This window comes from Halomonas sp. AOP13-D3-9 (assembly GCF_052379125.1).
Classification (GTDB): Bacteria; Pseudomonadota; Gammaproteobacteria; order Pseudomonadales; family Halomonadaceae; genus Vreelandella.
This window is the reverse complement of sequence record NZ_JBQSYH010000014.1, coordinates 12,869-28,861: the sequence shown is the minus strand read 5'-3', so window position 1 is coordinate 28,861 and position 15,993 is coordinate 12,869. Positions and strand designations below refer to the sequence as shown.

Annotated in this window: 16 protein-coding genes; 9 read left to right on the top strand and 7 right to left on the bottom strand. The window is 55.1% G+C overall.

Annotated features, from left to right (window positions below):
- Window positions 1–29: 29 nt before the first annotated feature.
- On the bottom strand, window positions 30–371 hold the full coding sequence (locus tag ACT3UM_RS15865) for a YbjQ family protein (RefSeq protein WP_498900365.1): 342 nt from the start codon (window positions 369–371) through the stop codon (window positions 30–32).
- A 384-nt stretch (window positions 372–755) separates the two neighbouring features.
- On the opposite strand from ACT3UM_RS15865, the gene ACT3UM_RS15860 reads away from it, so the two are divergent.
- From ACT3UM_RS15860 to ACT3UM_RS15850, 3 genes are all read left to right on the top strand, one after another.
- A complete protein-coding gene (locus ACT3UM_RS15860; protein ID WP_498900363.1) occupies window positions 756–1,409 on the top strand; it encodes a DUF1523 family protein in 654 nt (217 codons plus the stop codon).
- 218 nt (window positions 1,410–1,627) lie between these two features.
- Window positions 1,628–2,080 (top strand): tellurite resistance TerB family protein, encoded by a 453-nt coding sequence (locus ACT3UM_RS15855; protein WP_498900361.1) that lies wholly within the window; start codon window positions 1,628–1,630, stop codon window positions 2,078–2,080.
- A 60-nt stretch (window positions 2,081–2,140) separates the two neighbouring features.
- Window positions 2,141–3,118: a calcium/sodium antiporter gene (locus ACT3UM_RS15850; RefSeq protein WP_498900359.1), complete on the top strand. Its 978-nt coding sequence runs from the start codon at window positions 2,141–2,143 to the stop codon at window positions 3,116–3,118.
- A 109-nt stretch (window positions 3,119–3,227) separates the two neighbouring features.
- Here ACT3UM_RS15850 and ACT3UM_RS15845 read toward each other — a convergent pair whose 3' ends face one another.
- The 6 genes from ACT3UM_RS15845 to ACT3UM_RS15820 all read right to left on the bottom strand — a co-directional run bounded on the left by ACT3UM_RS15845 (window position 3,228) and on the right by ACT3UM_RS15820 (window position 9,964).
- Entirely contained in the window at window positions 3,228–4,721 is a 1,494-nt protein-coding gene (locus ACT3UM_RS15845) for a helix-hairpin-helix domain-containing protein (RefSeq protein WP_498900357.1), read from the bottom strand.
- The gene (locus ACT3UM_RS15840) at window positions 4,718–6,325 is read right to left on the bottom strand and encodes a protein phosphatase 2C domain-containing protein (protein ID WP_498900355.1); all 1,608 of its coding nucleotides are present in this window, start codon (window positions 6,323–6,325) and stop codon (window positions 4,718–4,720) included. Before ACT3UM_RS15840 ends, ACT3UM_RS15845 begins: the two co-directional genes overlap by 4 nt.
- Window positions 6,322–7,371, bottom strand: coding sequence for a TerY-C metal binding domain-containing protein (locus ACT3UM_RS15835; protein WP_498900353.1), 1,050 nt, complete (start codon window positions 7,369–7,371; stop codon window positions 6,322–6,324). The genes ACT3UM_RS15840 and ACT3UM_RS15835 overlap by 4 nt, the downstream gene beginning before the upstream one ends.
- A gap of 11 nt (window positions 7,372–7,382) precedes the next feature.
- Window positions 7,383–8,027 (bottom strand): vWA domain-containing protein, encoded by a 645-nt coding sequence (locus tag ACT3UM_RS15830; protein ID WP_498900351.1) that lies wholly within the window; start codon window positions 8,025–8,027, stop codon window positions 7,383–7,385.
- 14 nt (window positions 8,028–8,041) lie between these two features.
- Window positions 8,042–8,686, bottom strand: a complete 645-nt coding sequence (locus tag ACT3UM_RS15825) for a vWA domain-containing protein (RefSeq protein ID WP_498900349.1) — start codon at window positions 8,684–8,686, stop codon at window positions 8,042–8,044.
- Between the two features lie 87 nt (window positions 8,687–8,773).
- Entirely contained in the window at window positions 8,774–9,964 is a 1,191-nt protein-coding gene (locus ACT3UM_RS15820) for a TerD family protein (RefSeq protein ID WP_498900347.1), read from the bottom strand.
- Window positions 9,965–10,661: 697 nt separating this feature from the next.
- Here ACT3UM_RS15820 and ACT3UM_RS15815 point away from each other — a divergent pair.
- The 6 genes from ACT3UM_RS15815 to ACT3UM_RS15790 all read left to right on the top strand — a co-directional run bounded on the left by ACT3UM_RS15815 (window position 10,662) and on the right by ACT3UM_RS15790 (window position 15,981).
- Window positions 10,662–11,234 carry a TerD family protein gene (locus ACT3UM_RS15815; RefSeq protein WP_498900345.1) on the top strand — a complete coding sequence of 191 codons (573 nt, stop codon included), beginning with the start codon at window positions 10,662–10,664 and terminating at the stop codon, window positions 11,232–11,234.
- A 69-nt stretch (window positions 11,235–11,303) separates the two neighbouring features.
- Entirely contained in the window at window positions 11,304–11,882 is a 579-nt protein-coding gene (locus ACT3UM_RS15810; protein ID WP_498900343.1) for a TerD family protein, read from the top strand.
- A 169-nt stretch (window positions 11,883–12,051) separates the two neighbouring features.
- Entirely contained in the window at window positions 12,052–13,221 is a 1,170-nt protein-coding gene (locus ACT3UM_RS15805) for a phosphoribosyltransferase domain-containing protein (protein ID WP_498900341.1), read from the top strand.
- The gene (locus tag ACT3UM_RS15800; RefSeq protein WP_498900339.1) at window positions 13,218–13,976 is read left to right on the top strand and encodes an HAD family hydrolase; all 759 of its coding nucleotides are present in this window, start codon (window positions 13,218–13,220) and stop codon (window positions 13,974–13,976) included. The genes ACT3UM_RS15805 and ACT3UM_RS15800 overlap by 4 nt, the downstream gene beginning before the upstream one ends.
- On the top strand, window positions 13,973–15,109 hold the full coding sequence (locus ACT3UM_RS15795; protein WP_498900337.1) for a cysteine protease StiP family protein: 1,137 nt from the start codon (window positions 13,973–13,975) through the stop codon (window positions 15,107–15,109). The genes ACT3UM_RS15800 and ACT3UM_RS15795 overlap by 4 nt, the downstream gene beginning before the upstream one ends.
- A complete protein-coding gene (locus ACT3UM_RS15790; protein ID WP_498900335.1) occupies window positions 15,109–15,981 on the top strand; it encodes an aldolase/citrate lyase family protein in 873 nt (290 codons plus the stop codon). The genes ACT3UM_RS15795 and ACT3UM_RS15790 overlap by 1 nt, the downstream gene beginning before the upstream one ends.
- The last annotated feature ends 12 nt before the right edge of the window (window positions 15,982–15,993 follow it).

The following is a 15,993-nucleotide window of genomic DNA, read 5'->3' as shown; positions in this document are numbered from 1 at the left end:
CCCAGAAAGGCATCGGTTCAAATCCGGCCTTACGCTCTCGTCACCTTCACCGCGGTTCCTGTGGCAACCAAGAACAGCATCGACTTACCGCCGCCTGAAATCTCACTGTAATCAAGATCAATGCCAATCACAGCGTTAGCGCCTAACTGAGCTGCCTCTACGCGCAATTCATCAAGGCAAGCAACGCGCGCATCACGCAAGGCGTTCTGAGATGATTTATTGCGACCGCCAAAGAAGTCGCGAAAGCCCGCGAACATATCCTTTATCACGTTCATGCCGAACACACACTCAGACGAAACAATATCGAGATGGTCGGTTACGCGGTAGCCTTCAAGGTGTGACGAGGTGGTAAGAATCACTTGCTGCGACATAGATAGGTGCCTCGTTATCGGTTAATGGGCCCTGCATTCAAATAAGCGCGTTCTGCATTGGCTGATTGGCTAACTATGCAGAGGCTATCGCCTGGTGGCAATGGAAACTTACTGAGTCGCTTTATTGCTTTTCGCCCTTGACAGCGACTTCCGGTGCCACTCTGCTGCCTGCTGATTCGGTCGGGGCAGAGTTGCCGAAGACGCTCACGAATGTCATTATCACTGGCAGCTCAAAAGTGATTACACTGATGGTCAGCCAATAGAATGTCGATGTGCTGTGCCCTTCAAAGGAAACCTGCCAAAACCTTACCGCCAAGCCGAATAGACGTCGCGCTGGGTGGGTACTGGTCGCTACAAACACCTTGACCCTAAGGGAAATGATCAATGAAACGCCTTGGATATGCCCTGGTTGGCGCTGTTTTGATCGCAGTCGGCGCCGCTTTGTACTATGCCCTACCGCAGGTTGATGTCGTACGCCTGATCGGTACCGATGTTAAGCGTGTCGATACCCAGCAGAACAACGTGGACAGTGAATCCGATGGCTCCGTCAGTACCATGGATGTGTACTTCATCCTTGCAGAAAACCCGCAAGGCGATCCGGTCAATTATCGTAACGAAGATGCACTGTTGTACGGCAAATTCGATAGCTCCAACCTAAACACGCGTGCCCGCTCGATTTCACAGAACGAAGATAACCTGGTGGCCGTTCGGCATTACGGTTGGCGTATTCCGATCTTCTCGATGTTTCCCAACGCCGTGAAGGTCTGGCAGGTCGAGCCAGGCTACCGGCACTTTCCGCTGTTCAACATCGTTGTACTGACCTTGCTAGCATTGGGGGGAGTTTATGTCGCCTGGCGGGTGCGTGGCGCGGCCCGGCGACGGCATGCCCGTCGCGAGGCAGCGCGCGCCGAACGAGAAGCTCAAGCAGAGCAGGCACGTGTCGCCAGCCGTAACAACGATGACAGTCAGCGCGCGCGTGATGAATTCCTGTCGGGCAGTGGCAGCTCCGGGCATCAGGATGACAGGGGATCATCCTGATGGAACGCCCTCTGTCATCTGGTCGACGAGACGCAAGATGATGAGTTGTGTCACTATACGCTGGCCGATCAATGCCTTCATACGGCGTCGTTATGGCATCAATGACCACCACAAGCCGTGCGTAGTCTCTGCCTCGCGGATCTTATAAAGACACTGGATAGGCTATCTGATCAAGCCCTCTAAATTTCAATGTTTCATTATCAGACTGGAGAAGCAAAATGGCACTTAATTGGCTAAAAGAAAACGTTACTAAGGCACGTGAAAACCTGACGGCTGAGGTAGCGAAGTTCAAAAACCGTACCTTTATGGAAGCAATTGTCTCCGGCTGCGCCCTCGTAGCCGCAGCTGACGGCACAGTCGATGCCTCAGAAAAACAAAAGATGGCCGCTTTTCTGGAGCGCTCGGACGAGCTGAAGCACTTCGACATCCGACAGGTGATTGAGGTGTTCAACAAAGCCGTTGGCGATTTCGAATTCGATCATGCAATCGGCAAGGCCAATGCACTGCAGACCGTCGGCAAAGTACGCGGTAAGGAAGATCAAGCCCGGGTCATTGTCCGTGTTGTGTGCGCCATCGGTGCGGCCGATGGGGATTTCGATGCCGATGAGAAAGCCGTGGTGCGAGAAATCGCACAGGAGCTTGGCCTCAAGCCTGAAGAATTCGATCTATAACCCCTTCAATCACATAAACCGTCCTCACTTTTCGCCGTTGTTTATTTTTCAGGAACCAACATGCACGAACTCAGCACCTACCAACTTTCCATGATTGCATTTGGCGCAATCGCTTTTGGCGTTTGGCTGCTGATCAAGGGAGGGGACTGGACGGTCGATAATGCCGTGACGGTTGCCGGACGGTCAGGATTATCAAAGCTTTTCATTGCTGCCACCGTTCTGGCGTTCGGCACCTCTGCGCCGGAACTTTTCACCTCTGTCAACGCCAACCTATCCGGTTTTCCCGGCATTTCGGTGGGTAACGTGATTGGCTCAAATATTGCCAATATATTGATGGTGATTGCGGTATCAGCCCTGATTGCACCTGTCGTCTTCAAACGCGCCGAGGTAGGTCTAGACACGGTCGTCATGCTGGTCGCCACGGCAGGCATGACGGCAGCGGTCATCGCCGGCACCCTGCCAGCTTGGGGAGGTCTGGTGATGGTCATCGCGCTTGCCGGCTACGTGTTTTACCAGTACAAGGCGAGCAAGCTCGACGTAGACGAAGTGGAAGAGCACGATACCGGCAGCCGTTTTCCGGGACTTATGCTGCTTGTCGGTATCGCAACTCTGCTGGTCGGGTCCGAGATTCTGGTTCAGGGAGCGGTTGCCGGAGGGATTGCACTCGGCGTCCCCGAAGCCGTAATCGGTATGACCCTTATTGCCTTCGGCACCTCGCTACCTGAATTGACCGCCTGCGTAGCTGCCGCTCGCAAGGGCCAGAACGACATGATCGTAGGTGGCATCATTGGCAGTAACATCTTCAATATTCTCTCGGTATTGGCACTGTCTGCCGTCGCCAAACCTTTGCTGATCGATCCACGTTTTGCGTCCTTCGACATCTACGTCGTCGTGCTTGTAACCCTCGTCTTTGCGGCCTTCCTACTCTTCGTAGGTAAGATCGGCCGTATAGCAGGCGGGATCATGGCAGCGTGCTATATCGCCTTCATTATCGCGCAATACACGGTGGCTGACAGCGTCCTGGCGGTGACTCTCTGATTGACCGTATCGACATATTTCGCAAAAGAAGCAATCAGATAGCACTGTCGCATGCCATGGGCAGTGCTACCTATTTGAAAGACTATCGCCTCGAAGGCTGAGCATGCTCTTACACCATCTGCAGATAGAACAAGCGGCTACTAGGTGACTTGCCGGTTAGCAGCTGTAGCCCGTCCTCCAATTCAATCTTGCCACCGAGCGGTACGGCCTCAGCGGTCTGAGCATTCTTCAAATCAGGCATATTTTCGTTGACCAAGAACCAGCGCTGCTGGTGCAGCACGAAGTAGCCCACCCGCGATTTATGCGCATCGCCAAGCCGCTCGTTCGGCATAATCGTGCGATCAACGTGCCACGGGAAAACGCTCTGGTTTGAATACACCATCAAACGGTGGTTATCCGGACGATAACGATCCCCCCGCGAGGAGTAAAAGTTAATCACCGGCAGCTTTCCCTGATACCGGGTTTGGCAGAAGGGGCAGCGTGGCGCCGTGGTGTTATCGAAGACAAACCAGGCTTGCTGGCAGGCGCTATTCTGGCAGGGCTGAATCAGGTCCACCGTTTTAACCAGGGCAACCTCCCATTCATCCGCGCTAGGACGTTTGCGGGGGTCATGTAGGCCATCGATAAAGGCACGATCAAACAACGCCGTTAGGTAAGGGCCGGTGATAGTGTAGGGAAGCTGTTGCGGGTCTTTCCACGGCAACTCGGTCGGCTTCGTTGCTTCCGTTGGGGTGAGCCGATTGCTGTTGTCGCTGGGATGCTCGACGAACAGCGCCTGCTCCCCCATCGTGAGACGCTCATCCTCGCTGGGATCATCGGCATGCACTTTTTGTCCGCGCAGGGGATGGCGTAACAGCAGCAGCGAATAGACCATCACCGCCAGCGCGTGCCGGTCGGTGAAAATACTGGGCAATACCCGTTGCGGGTCAGTTTTAGGCAGATGGCTCGTTGCAACGCACTCAGGCGCAATAAAGTCGGGGGTGCCCACGACCTCTGGGGGGAACCGGTCGGGCACCACCAGACCATCCATATCGATAATACAGACGTTGCCGGTCGTCGGTGCTAACAAAACATTCTTGTAGCTCAAATCACTGTGGGCGAGCCCTGCCGCATGTAGCCGACGAACGGCGCGAGACAGGCGTAAGCAGAGCTGCAGGTAATTAAGCCAGTTGCCGCGCTCTCTGGCGTCTAAGAACTTGAATTGGTTGTTGGGCGACGCAAACCACTTGCCTTCCTTATCCTTACCCTGAATTTTGAGCATGTCGTTGTTGAACGAACCATGCTCAAAGAAGAAATGGTCGCGATAGAACGGTGCCACTACCCCGGTACGCCCGTTGTGCTCAACCGTCGCCGTGGGCCAGCAGTACAGTTGCTCCCAGTAGGCGCCCTGCTCATTGTCAAAGATGCGCTCACGGTAGGCGCCGGTAATCATCTCAAGGCGCTGACGGGCAGCGTCATCCAGCTGGGCACGGTAGAAGGCAACCACGTAGCGCTTGTCTGGGCTGGCATAGACATCCTTCATACCACCTGTGGCGATGATTTTGTCGCGAAACTGAACTTGCTCACCGTTGGAGGCTGTTAGCGTAATAATGGGGGCGCTCATGTCGTGAGCTCCGAGTCGCTCATATCGGCTGACATAACGCGGTCACGATACAGCACCGCCAACGTCCGGTCGTCGTGATGGCGCTCAACAAAAAAGCTCAGATAGTCCTGCAGCGGGTCGCGCTCAGACGCTGCATCGGGGGCTTCCAGGGCTGGCGCCAGCTCATCATAAAACGCCCACCAGCTGTCACCGTCGTGCATATCGTTATCAGACGTGAACTTTGGATCGGTCAGGCCATCGGTAGCGACAATCAGGGCATCAAGTGACGAGAAAACGTTAATCTTCACTCGCTGGTAAAGACCCTCAGCCTCTTGGAAAAGTGGCGCGTCAAGAAAGCGGGTTTGTCCGGCATGTTGGCCTGAGTCGGCGGTATTCAGCATCTGGGCTTGTCGCCCCTCGTAAAGCGCCGCCACCGCGCCGTCGCCAATCCCAAACGTCACCACGATGTGTCCATCTGGCGTTTCTTTATGCAGCGCGAGTAGCAAGGTCGTCGAAAAAGCTTTCGCCGGGTGCCCCGCGGCTTTGGCTTCCTCAGTAATCGCTCGATGGCCCGCATGCACCGCGGTAATCACCGTCTGCTGCAGGGGTACCAGTAACTGCTGTGACATGCGAGAACGATCCCCCCCTTTCCACCACGCAAGCGCGGCGGCTTCCAAAGCGGCCCCCTCGCTTGCCTCCAATGAGTTCAACAGCTCATCGCGGGCCACGGTCGTGGCTAATAAGCTTCCCTGGCGAGCGTACTCACACGACCCCGCACCATCCCCCACGATCAACACATTCCAGCCTGTTGCTGACCGGGCGATAGTGCCGTGATCATCACGCTGACCACCCCGGTGGGCATGAGACCGACCGCGTTGTGAGCCCATGGCCATTTGCCACCCTTCGCCACCACTTAGGCGAGCAACGTCTTCATCGGGCTTGGCATAGGGAGCGTCGGGATCTGACGGCAGGTCTTTCCATAGGTCGCGAGAGCTAGGGATCAGCGCCAGCTTGAGCGTGAGCTGCAGTATCTTCTCGCCATGCTCATTAAGACCTTGCACGTCCAGTTGGTGAGCCCCCTGGGCAGTCGGCGTGCCCTGCAGCCGCCGGTCATGGGACAATGACAGACAACTGCCGCCATCATGATCAAGTTGCAGCTTAGCCGGCAAGTCATCCAGCAACTCATCAAGGCAAACGTCATAGGGTTGCCCCGTACGGCCATTGGGGAGGCTCTCGGTACGCGACGCGACTACCGTCACCGGCGCTTCTGCAGGGGCCGCGGAGGGGATATCGCCCGGCTGGAGAGGTGCGCCCGCTGATCGATCCTGGGGAGCATTACCCGAATTGGCATCGTTATGTTCGGACACTGAGCGTTCCTCGCTATCGCTGATGGAGATACCTGGCATAAAGGCGGAACCCGCTTCTTTTGCTGTCGTGCCGTGCTCTTTTGCCTGTTTAAAGTGCTCTAACATGACGTCATTAAAGCGGTTGCGAAAGTCATCGATTAACGCAGCTGCGTCCGTCTCGTTTAGTACCTGATCCACCACGTGATCCTTCACCCGTTGCCCTGGAGCGCCAAACAGGCTATTAATAACCCGACGGTAGTAGTCTTGTGATTCCTTCACCCCTGCCCCCTACCCACATCAAAACCGGCACCCCCGCTACCTTGACCAAACGCTACGTTAGCGTCACACCAAGGGCAGATTTGCTTGCCAGGGCCGTTACAACACATCAGTTTGCCGCAGCCGCATAATGCAAATGTGGTAACCGCGCCACAGTGAGGGCAAGGCGGCACCCCTTCCAATTGGTCACTGCTAACCGATGCCTTGGCGCTGCTCTCCGAAGACCACTCGAAATACTCCTCGCTGAGGGGAAAGACACCTTCGAGACCATAAATACCCTGAGCGGCTGGCGCCCCAAAACTGCCCGGTACCGCCACGGCGTTGTATTTGAGCAAGTACGGCTTCTTGTGGCGGTGGCAGCGACCGGTGAATACCACGACCTGATCGTCGACCGGCGCCGCGTCACTGTCCTTCACCAAGCTAATCCCCACATCGCTCGCTTTGGAAAGTGAGATACCTGGCGCGTTTTTACCCACATCCAGCGCTTGGCTCTGTGCGGCGACCGACGCAGAGACCCAGCGGGCAAAGCGGCTCAAATCTTCGCCGCTACCGTTTTCCAGCGAGACCACGTCATCGGTCAGCTGTTTGAGCACTTGCGTGTCGGCAGCCCCGCCAAGCGTGACTGCAATCAAATGGGCGCGGCTGGCGTAGTGCTGACGCCAGCGTTTGATAGCAGCATCAGTGCGATCAGTGGGGCGGCCATCCGTCAATAGGTAGATAACCGGCTCCCAGTCTCCCCGTTGGTTGGGTGTGGTTTTTTTTACGTCCACCTCAATACGGGTCATCAGTTCATCCAGGGCTTCCCCCAGTGCCGTCCCGCCGCCAAGCGGTAAACGCGGTGGGTAGAACCCCATCAGATCGACCATGGGCACCACGGTACCCACCTGCCCAGCAAAAGCGATGACCGAAATATGCACGGTCTCCAGGGCGCTGGGGTCCTGGCGAAGCTGCTCAACGATAGACTCCATCGCCCGCTGCAGTTGAGCATGAGGCTCACCGGCCATGGATTCCGAAACATCGAGCACAAAGAAAATGGGTAAACGTCTCATTAATACCTCGGTTACAGGACGACCTGCACTTCATCGGGGGGCGGAGGCAGCGTGATGTCGTCGCCAGCCCCGTTTTGTTGGCCACTAGCGTTAGCCGCAATAGACGCCGATACCCACTGGAAGTAGTTGGCAAAGCCTGCGCTGTCCATGTTTTCAAGACTTACCGTCTTGGTCGCGAACTTTTTGAGGTGCTCTTCCTTGGCTTTAGGGCCAGCCGCGCAGGCGATAATCTCGGAAAACTTCATTGCCTTGATGCGCGTTACCGCCGCTTCAAAATCCATCAGATCCGAGGGCGAGCCATCGGTCATCACGAACAGCATCGGCCGGAAGTCGCCCTTTTGGTCGGACGTGGACGTCAGGATATCCCGCTCTACGCAGTCACAGACCCTATTAAGGCCTTCGCCCATATGCGTTGCGCCAGAGCGCGGCAGCTCAATGTCATTCACCTGGGCGCTTTCTAAGGCCTGCAGGGGGAGCAGCTCTTTCACTTCGTGATCAAAGGTGATGATGGATAGGTAAACAGTTTCGAGCGCGTAAGGGTCCTGGCGCAGCGCCGACAGCATAGCCGACAAGCCAACGTTCACTGACTGTATGGGCTCGCCGCGCATTGAGCCCGACGAGTCGATAAGTAGATAAATAGGTAAACGACGATCCATGGCTAGCTCCTAGCTCAGTTTTTGCTCAGGTTGATGACACTGATTTCATTGGGCGGGGGCGGCAATTCGGCGCTGCCATCGCTGCCGCCAGACTCAACGGACTGGCTGGTCATTGAGACACTGGCAGAGACCCAGGCAAAGAAGGCCCGGATAGACTCGGCGTCGTTACTGTTCAACCGCACAACGTCGGTGGCAAAACGTTGCAGATCGGCCGTATCCGCATCGGCGCCAGCGGCACAGCCAACCAACTTAGCCACACTGACACTCTTCATAGCCTGGACGCCTGCATCTAAGTCGTCATTGGCCACACCATCAGTGAAGACAAACACTAAAGGACGCCAATCGCCCTTCGCGCTGCTGGACGAGGACTGTACTTCCTCACGGATACGCTCAGCGGTGAGCTTGAGTGCCGCGCCCAGAGCCGTCATACCATCAGGCTTTAGTGTGGGGGGCTGGAAGGTCATCAGATCGCACAAGGGCACAGTGTGGCGGGCTTCTGAACTAAATTCGATCACTGACAGGTAAACAGTTTCAAGCGCGAAAGGATCTTGGCGCAGCATGTCGACTAAGGCCTGCAAGCCTTGGTTCACCGCATTAATCGGTTCACCGGCCATGGAGTAGGACTTATCAAGCACTAGGTATACGGGGAGTCGGCGCATGGTTTCCTCACTGCATTCATCAAGCGTCTTGAGAAGCAGTGCCGTAGCAGGACGGCACTACCAGTAGGGGTTGGCAACGTTATGTCGTTACTTAGTGCCCGCTTTCCACTGGAAGCCAAAACCATAATGGTTATCCGCTGGCTTGTGACTGCCGAAGTAGTTCACCTCTTTGGAAATATTCAGGGCCCCGTTTTGGTTCTCCAGCATCGCAATCACACAGAAGTTCTCGTTTTTACCGCTGGCGTCCATGCGGATTTCGATTTCAGGCTGATCAGGCGCTTTGATCGATACGCGTCCGTTGGTCTGCGCCCAGTTGGCAACGCCTTCATAAATGAAGGCAAAGATCATCACACGCTTGATGTCACCCCAATGCTGGCCATTCAGGTATAAGTTCTCGCCTTGGTTCACTGACCCCGTGCGATCGTCGCCATCAAGAAAGATATAGGGCGCCCTTTCCAGACTGCCGAAGTGATTACCAAGGGCTTGAACAATCCCTTTGGTGCCGTCTTTAAACTCGAACATACAGCCAAGATCAAGATCGACGCCTCCCTGCTTGCCGCCCAGTAACGATCCCAATAGACCTTTTTTGCTGGCGCCCGCCCCGGCGGTTTGATCCCAGTTGAGGTTCACATGGATTTTGCCGAACGTGGCTGATTTTTTCTCAAGCGAAATAGTGTCGCCCTTTTTATCAAGGGTGATTTTGCTAAGATTAATCGATGGCTTCTCCTGGGGTTTGGGAGGGGCGGGGGCCGGTGTTGGCGTGGGAGCTGGCTTGGAATTACTGTCGACATCGACGCCAAAATGCTCGGCAAGCGGTGCCATGCCACCGGCAAAGCCCTGGTCAACGACTTTCACTTTCCAATCACCGTTGCGACGGTACAACTCGCACACGATGAGCGACTTCTCCTGGCGCCCTGCGCCTTGCCCACTGAATTCAAACTGATCAGCGTTACCCTTAAGGTCAAAACGGTAGCCGCTTGACAACGCTGATAGCCCAGGCTCAACGGTGAGGACGAAGGCTATCCGTTCAAGGTGGCCGGGCACCTTGCTCAGATCGACCGAAAATGTCGACCCATCTTTTTGTTCTACGCCACCTGACGGGTGCTTGGGTTGGTTAAAGAAGATGAAGTCATCATCGCTCGACACCTTACCGGTGTTAGCCAGCAGAATGGCTGAGGCGTCTAGGCCAGCACCTTGGTCGTTCCCCACGGCGAGACTAAACGTAAGCTGTGCGTCATTAAGTTTGGCGTTCTGCCCTGCAATCAGTTGGGTACCCATCAATTACTCTTCCCTTAACAGCGCCGACAACCGTCTAATTAAATGTTGCCGGGTGATTGGTTAATTTAATTTTTACGTTGAGTGACTGCACCACCCTAGCCACATACACACCTACTTGTCCCACCCTTAAATACCTTACACCTTACGATGCCTCAGGGTTTCCAAAATTCAATTTAACGTACGTTGAACGCACCAGAAAGATATCTCATTATTAGCCGATTCTCATCAGCTCTCGCTTGAGTCAACAGTCACCCGTAAGTTCAGACACTCTCTGTTATCTATGTGTTTCCTGCCGCCCATTGCGCCGACGCCGAGCCAGCTCGAGGTCATAACCACCATTCGTCACGTTACGACGCAACTCACGGCTTATTGTGCTGTCATGAAGACAGGGCGTTTGGCGACCTATCGCTGGCTCAAACCTACCCCAATACAAGCGTGAATCTGGTATCGTTGGGTTCGGGTCAGTTGTCGGCATCCCATACGCTGCTTCACTTTGATCGTAAAGCGGAGCGAGTACCGGCTCGGGCACTCCTGATTCTACCGGATGGCCCAGAGTGCGGCGGTTATGCTATGAATCCAGGAAGGAAAGTCGAGTCGCCTGGCGCCTCTCACTGAGGAGATACTGGCAAGCGACTCAATACGTTTGCCAGTGCCTACTCTCGGGTACTAACCAATATGACGTACTAAGGAGTGTTGCATGATCGACCTGAGCAAAGGCAGCCGTATTAACCTCTCGAAGGAAGCCCCAGGTGCCACGAAATTCACCCTAGGTATGGGCTGGGATACCCGTATTACCGATGGTGCAAACTTCGATCTAGACGCATCTGCTCTGTTGCTGGATGCTAATGACAAACCAGTCGGTGAAACCGGTGCCTTAGTGTTCTATAGCCAGCTATCTTCACCGTGTGGTGGTGTCGTGTCATCTGGTGACAATCTTACTGGGGAAGGCGAAGGCGACGACGAAACCATCACCGTTGACCTTGAGAAGCTGAGTAGCGATGTTGCCAAAATCGTTCTCGTCGTTACCATTCACGAGGCTGAGGCGCGTGGCCAGAACTTCGGTATGGTCAACAACGCCTTCGTCCGGGTCTTGAAAGACGGTAGCACCGATCCAGTTGCACGCTACGACCTCTCTGAGGACTACTCCACCGAAACGGCAGTGATCTTTGGTGAGCTTTACCAGAAAGATGGCGAATGGCGCTTTGCGGCCAAAGGCGATGGCTTTGCGGGTGGTTTGGCGGCATTCCTAACCGGTTACGGCCTGCAATAAGGTCTTTCCTATGGTCAAGCAATGGCTTGGCCTCTCTATATCTATCAACTAACGATGAGGTGTCAACATATGTCTATTTCTCTCTCTAAAGGCGGTAACATTTCGCTGAGCAAAGAATCACCCGGTATCAAGAAAATCCGTATCGGCCTGGGTTGGGATCCTCGCATCACCACCGGTCAGGACTTTGATCTAGATGCCAGCGTTTTTCTGGTCAATAGCGATGGCAAGTGCCGCAGTGATAAAGACTTCATTTTCTACAATAATCTAAAATCTACCGATGGCTCTGTTGAGCACACGGGCGATAACCTCACGGGTGAAGGCGAAGGCGATGATGAAGTCATCAAGGTCGACCTATCCACGGTGCCCGCTGACGTCGACAAAATTGCTGTCACGGTCACCATTCACGATTCCGCGGCACGTGGCCAGAACTTCGGTCAGGTTGATAATGCCTTCGCTCGCGTTATCAACGAAGACAATAATCAAGAAGTCGTTCGTTACGACCTGTCAGAAGATTACTCAATTGAAGATGCCATGATTTTCTGTGAGCTTTACCGTAACAACGGCGAATGGAAGTTCCGCGCCATCGGTCAAGGCTTTAGCGGTGGTCTGAGCGACCTCGCATCCAAGTATGGCTTAAGCGCCTCTTAAACGAGTGTAAGAGTGGGAGCGGTGACTCCCACTCATCTAAGCAACTTACCCTAACGCGACTTTTAAATGACACGGGCTTCCGATGCTGGGAGATGTTTGTTCTGAAAAGCTATTTCTGGCGCGCTTAAGCGGTTTTTCAGAGCCTATATACTGATTGGAATACTGTTCTATGAGCACGCAAAGAGCGATTAAAGACATCCAGGCCGGACGGCTGACGCTTACATTGACCGAAAATGGCCACCGCCTTGACGAATTAATCGCCTTTGCGTCGCGGCTAAATCCCCGTCGCGGCTACCTGTTCGTATCCCGTGTGCTGGGCAAGCATATACCGGTGCGGCCCTCTAAAATGGATGCTGTTCATGCCGAGTTAGCGCAGGCCATCCAGTTACGCGGCCATACCGCTTATGTGGTAGGCATGGCGGAAACGGCGATCGGTTTAGGCGCTGGCGTTGCACGCCATCTTGGCAAGCTGCATGAGCATAGCGTTTTTCATCACACCACTCGCTTCCTGGTGCCTAATCCCTGGTTACGCATCCGCGAGGCACACTCACACGCTGATACGATGCACATGGCGCGCCTGGAAGGCGATGCGCTAAATGCCGTCCAAACGACTGAGGATCTTGTGCTCGTCGATGATGAGATATCCACGGGCCGCACATTGGCGCAGTTAGCCCATTCGCTAATGGGGCAACCCGAACTTTCACGGGTTAAGCGTCTACACATTGTGTCGATCGTAAGCTGGCTAGACGAAGCAGCACGAGCGCACTTGTTGTCACTGCTACCGTCTAATATCGAGATTAACTTCGTACAGCTGATGGCGGGAACCTTTTCCTTCGCTGCCGACCCAGAATATCAGGCCACTCTGCCCGATAACGTCGATGTCGATTTCTGCAATGCACTTTCCGCACAGTCAGCCACACAGTCAGCGCCACTGCCACTGGAGCGACAGGGGCTTTACGGCATGCTGTTTGGTAGCTACGAGGCAGTACTGGAAGACGAATTTCTCTCGCGGAACCTTCAAGTCAATAAACCCCATGTGGTGTATGGCATGGGGGAATTCTTAGATACCCCCTTTCGTGTGGCCCTGGCGTTAGAAATGGCTGGTATGGATGTGCTGTTTCAAAGCTCTACACGCTCACCCATCGCCTTGGGCGATGAAGTGGCGAATCGGCTTGAGCACCCCGCTCCCGGCGATAGCAATAAAACCCACTTCCTTTACAACGCACCGCTACAGCGTGAGCCATTGGCCTTTGATGGCATCGGTCAGCCGCATTTAAGCCAAGCGCTTGAAGCAGCTCACCGCCTGTATGCTAATGGCAAACAGGAAGAAGTGGCATGAGCCGGGGCCGAGTGATCCTGCTGACAGATCTCGACGATACCCTGTTCGCCAGTGAGCGGTCATTGCCCGACAACGCTGAGCGCGTTCAGCTCGCGGCTGTCGATGGCGACGGCACCCCGCTTTCGTTTCAGACCCACCAGCAACGCATGCTGTGGGAGCTGTTCAGTGGCGCGGCCGATTTGATTATTCCGGTGACAGGAAGAACCAGCTATGCGCTGGACCGTGTGACGCTATCCTTTCCAAGAAAGTATGCCGTGGTCAGCCATGGCGCGCTGGTCACGTTCGAAGGCCATGTGTTACCGGCGTGGCAATCCCGGCTGTCACCTCACGTGGATAATGCGCACCTGGCCATCGGTCGGGCCTACGCTGATCTTAGCGAGGCGCTGCCCCAGGTAGTACCACACCTGCAGTTTACCTTGCGTCAGCTGGAAGACCTGTCAGTGCCGGTCTATTTGTCGATCAAGGCAACGGGAGAGCTGACTATTGAGGCTCACGCGCTACTCAATAAGGTTGCTCAGACACATGGGCTATCGCTTCATGCCAACACCCGTAATGCCGCTCTACGCCCTTCCTACACCTGCAAATCAGAGGCTTGCCGGTTTCTTCTCGAGGAGGTGCTGCAGCGTCAGCCAGAAGACACCATCATCGCGCTTGGCGACAGCCTATCGGATCTACCTTTCATGACCCATAGCGATATGGCCGTGATGCCCACGCGTAGCCAAGTTTGGAACGCTGTTAAGGAACTCGCCCAATGACCGCAGTGGCCCCGCTTGCCCCCTTTTATGGCTCTTACCTGCCGGATGACTGCCAGTTTCTGCTCACTCCGATAGTGCCAGAATACCTCTCGATTGAAGAGAAAGAGCACCGGATTCAAACAGGCCAAGCCCACTACAGTGAAATGATCCATCGTGAGGAAGCGCCAAGCCCACGATACCTGGCGTTATTCGAGACCCTTTGCGAGCGCTACGCCCCCAGGCTAGCGCGTGAAGTGCGCCAGTTAGCCCATCAGTTGATGACCGACCTGGGGGTTAGCGCCTCTCCCATTACGCTGGTCAGCTTGGTACGCGCTGGCACCCCGGCGGGCGCGCTACTGCGACGCGCCTTAGTGGATTATGAAGACCAGGCATGCCAGCACTACAGCGTCTCCATTATTCGTGATCGAGGCATCGACACCGCGGCGCTGGATTATCTACTGGATGACGTAGGCGTAGATGCTCAGCGCCTCGTCTTCGTCGATGCCTGGACAGCCAAAGGCGTGATTACCCGTGAATTGCGTTCAGATATGTCGCGTTACAACACTGCCCGACGTGCCAAAGGTAAAAGCACCGTCGCTACCCGTTTGGCGGTCATTTCAGACATCGGCGGGTCGGCCGATTACGCGGCAACGTGTGAGGACTATGCCATTCCATCGGGCATTCTCAACGCCACTGTATCAGGCCTTGTATCGCGATCGGTACTCAACCATCAAGTCCCTGAGGGTGCTTTTCATGGCTGTGTCCTCTATACCGACTTGGCGTCTTACGACCAATCACAAGCGTTCATAGAACGTGTCGCCGCTCATTTATCGCAGCCGTTTGATGGCGCCTCTTTGCCAACAGAGGGCGAACTCACGCGCCAGCGGTGCCTGATGCAAGAAATGCTCGCCCAGATCCAACGCCATTATCGCGTCGACGACATCAACTACATCAAACCAGGTATTGCTGAGGCCACACGCGTCATGTTGCGTCGCGTGCCGGCGCTGTTGATGGTACGTAATACAGCCCACCCGGATGTTGAACATCTAATGCTGCTGGCTGAAGAAAAAGGCGTGCCGGTGGACGTATGCCCTGATATGCCTTTCCACGCCTGCTCATTGATCAAAGCGGTTACCAAGGCGGAGGCTATCTAATGGCGACTCCCCATTATGGCCAGCTCGGCGCCTCGCTCTATGTGCCCGCCACCCACAAATCGCTCGATCAGATTTTAGCCGTTGGCTGCCACGATGCACGATCGATCATCCTGTGTACGGAAGATGCGGTGGCACCCGATGCCGTCACCTGGGCCGTGCAGCGACTGATAAAAGCGTTGAAGGCTGCTCCAGCAAAGGTACCCTTTCTCCGCTTTGTCAGACCGCGTAACCCCTTTGTGTTGCGCCAACTATTGGAGTCGTCCGATGCGGTGGCGCGCCTCGATGGGGTGGTGATCCCAAAGTTTGACGACACCACCATGCCCGCATGGCGCGACGTGCTGGATCGCAATAAACAGCTCGCCATCATGCCAACGCTCGAAACACCGGCGCTATTTCGTGAAGACAGCGCCATCGCCACCCTTAAAGCGGTACAAGCCCTAGGTAACCCGGTCATCGCCCTGCGTATTGGCGCTAATGATCTTTTAGGTGCCATAGGCCTTAAACGCCAGCCAGGCCAAACCATCTATGACACCCCCTTGAGGTCAACCATTGAGCGGCTCATTACCATTTTCCGGCCTGCGGGGTTTGAGCTGTCAGCCCCCGTGTGTGACTTGATAAGCGAACCCAACACCCTGTCTCGTGAAGTGGCCCTGGACATAGCCTGGGGGTTTTATGCCAAGACCTGCGTCCACCCGGCGCAGGTAGCGCTGGTCGAAGAGCATTTTACGCAAGCCATGGCCCGCCAACAGCCTCAGGCCCATGCCCTGCTCAATAGTCCGGAAGCGGTGTTTCAACACAGTGGACAGATGCTAGAAGCGACTTGCCACAACAATTGGGCCAAGCGGGTCGCCGCCTTACAAGCCTCTATTTAACTACCCGACCAG

Excerpts from the sequence above, each read along its gene's own strand:
- ACT3UM_RS15865 (WP_498900365.1), bottom strand. The coding sequence starts at position 371 with ATGTCGCAGCAAGTGATTCTTACCACCTCGTCACACCTTGAAGGCTAC.
- ACT3UM_RS15860 (WP_498900363.1), top strand. The coding sequence starts at position 756 with ATGAAACGCCTTGGATATGCCCTGGTTGGCGCTGTTTTGATCGCAGTC.
- ACT3UM_RS15855 (WP_498900361.1), top strand. The coding sequence starts at position 1,628 with ATGGCACTTAATTGGCTAAAAGAAAACGTTACTAAGGCACGTGAAAAC.
- ACT3UM_RS15850 (WP_498900359.1), top strand. The coding sequence starts at position 2,141 with ATGCACGAACTCAGCACCTACCAACTTTCCATGATTGCATTTGGCGCA.
- ACT3UM_RS15845 (WP_498900357.1), bottom strand. The coding sequence starts at position 4,721 with ATGAGCGCCCCCATTATTACGCTAACAGCCTCCAACGGTGAGCAAGTT.
- ACT3UM_RS15835 (WP_498900353.1), bottom strand. The coding sequence starts at position 7,371 with ATGAGACGTTTACCCATTTTCTTTGTGCTCGATGTTTCGGAATCCATG.
- ACT3UM_RS15830 (WP_498900351.1), bottom strand. The coding sequence starts at position 8,027 with ATGGATCGTCGTTTACCTATTTATCTACTTATCGACTCGTCGGGCTCA.
- ACT3UM_RS15825 (WP_498900349.1), bottom strand. The coding sequence starts at position 8,686 with ATGCGCCGACTCCCCGTATACCTAGTGCTTGATAAGTCCTACTCCATG.
- ACT3UM_RS15820 (WP_498900347.1), bottom strand. The coding sequence starts at position 9,964 with ATGGGTACCCAACTGATTGCAGGGCAGAACGCCAAACTTAATGACGCA.
- ACT3UM_RS15815 (WP_498900345.1), top strand. The coding sequence starts at position 10,662 with ATGATCGACCTGAGCAAAGGCAGCCGTATTAACCTCTCGAAGGAAGCC.
- ACT3UM_RS15810 (WP_498900343.1), top strand. The coding sequence starts at position 11,304 with ATGTCTATTTCTCTCTCTAAAGGCGGTAACATTTCGCTGAGCAAAGAA.
- ACT3UM_RS15805 (WP_498900341.1), top strand. The coding sequence starts at position 12,052 with ATGAGCACGCAAAGAGCGATTAAAGACATCCAGGCCGGACGGCTGACG.
- ACT3UM_RS15800 (WP_498900339.1), top strand. The coding sequence starts at position 13,218 with ATGAGCCGGGGCCGAGTGATCCTGCTGACAGATCTCGACGATACCCTG.
- ACT3UM_RS15795 (WP_498900337.1), top strand. The coding sequence starts at position 13,973 with ATGACCGCAGTGGCCCCGCTTGCCCCCTTTTATGGCTCTTACCTGCCG.
- ACT3UM_RS15790 (WP_498900335.1), top strand. The coding sequence starts at position 15,109 with ATGGCGACTCCCCATTATGGCCAGCTCGGCGCCTCGCTCTATGTGCCC.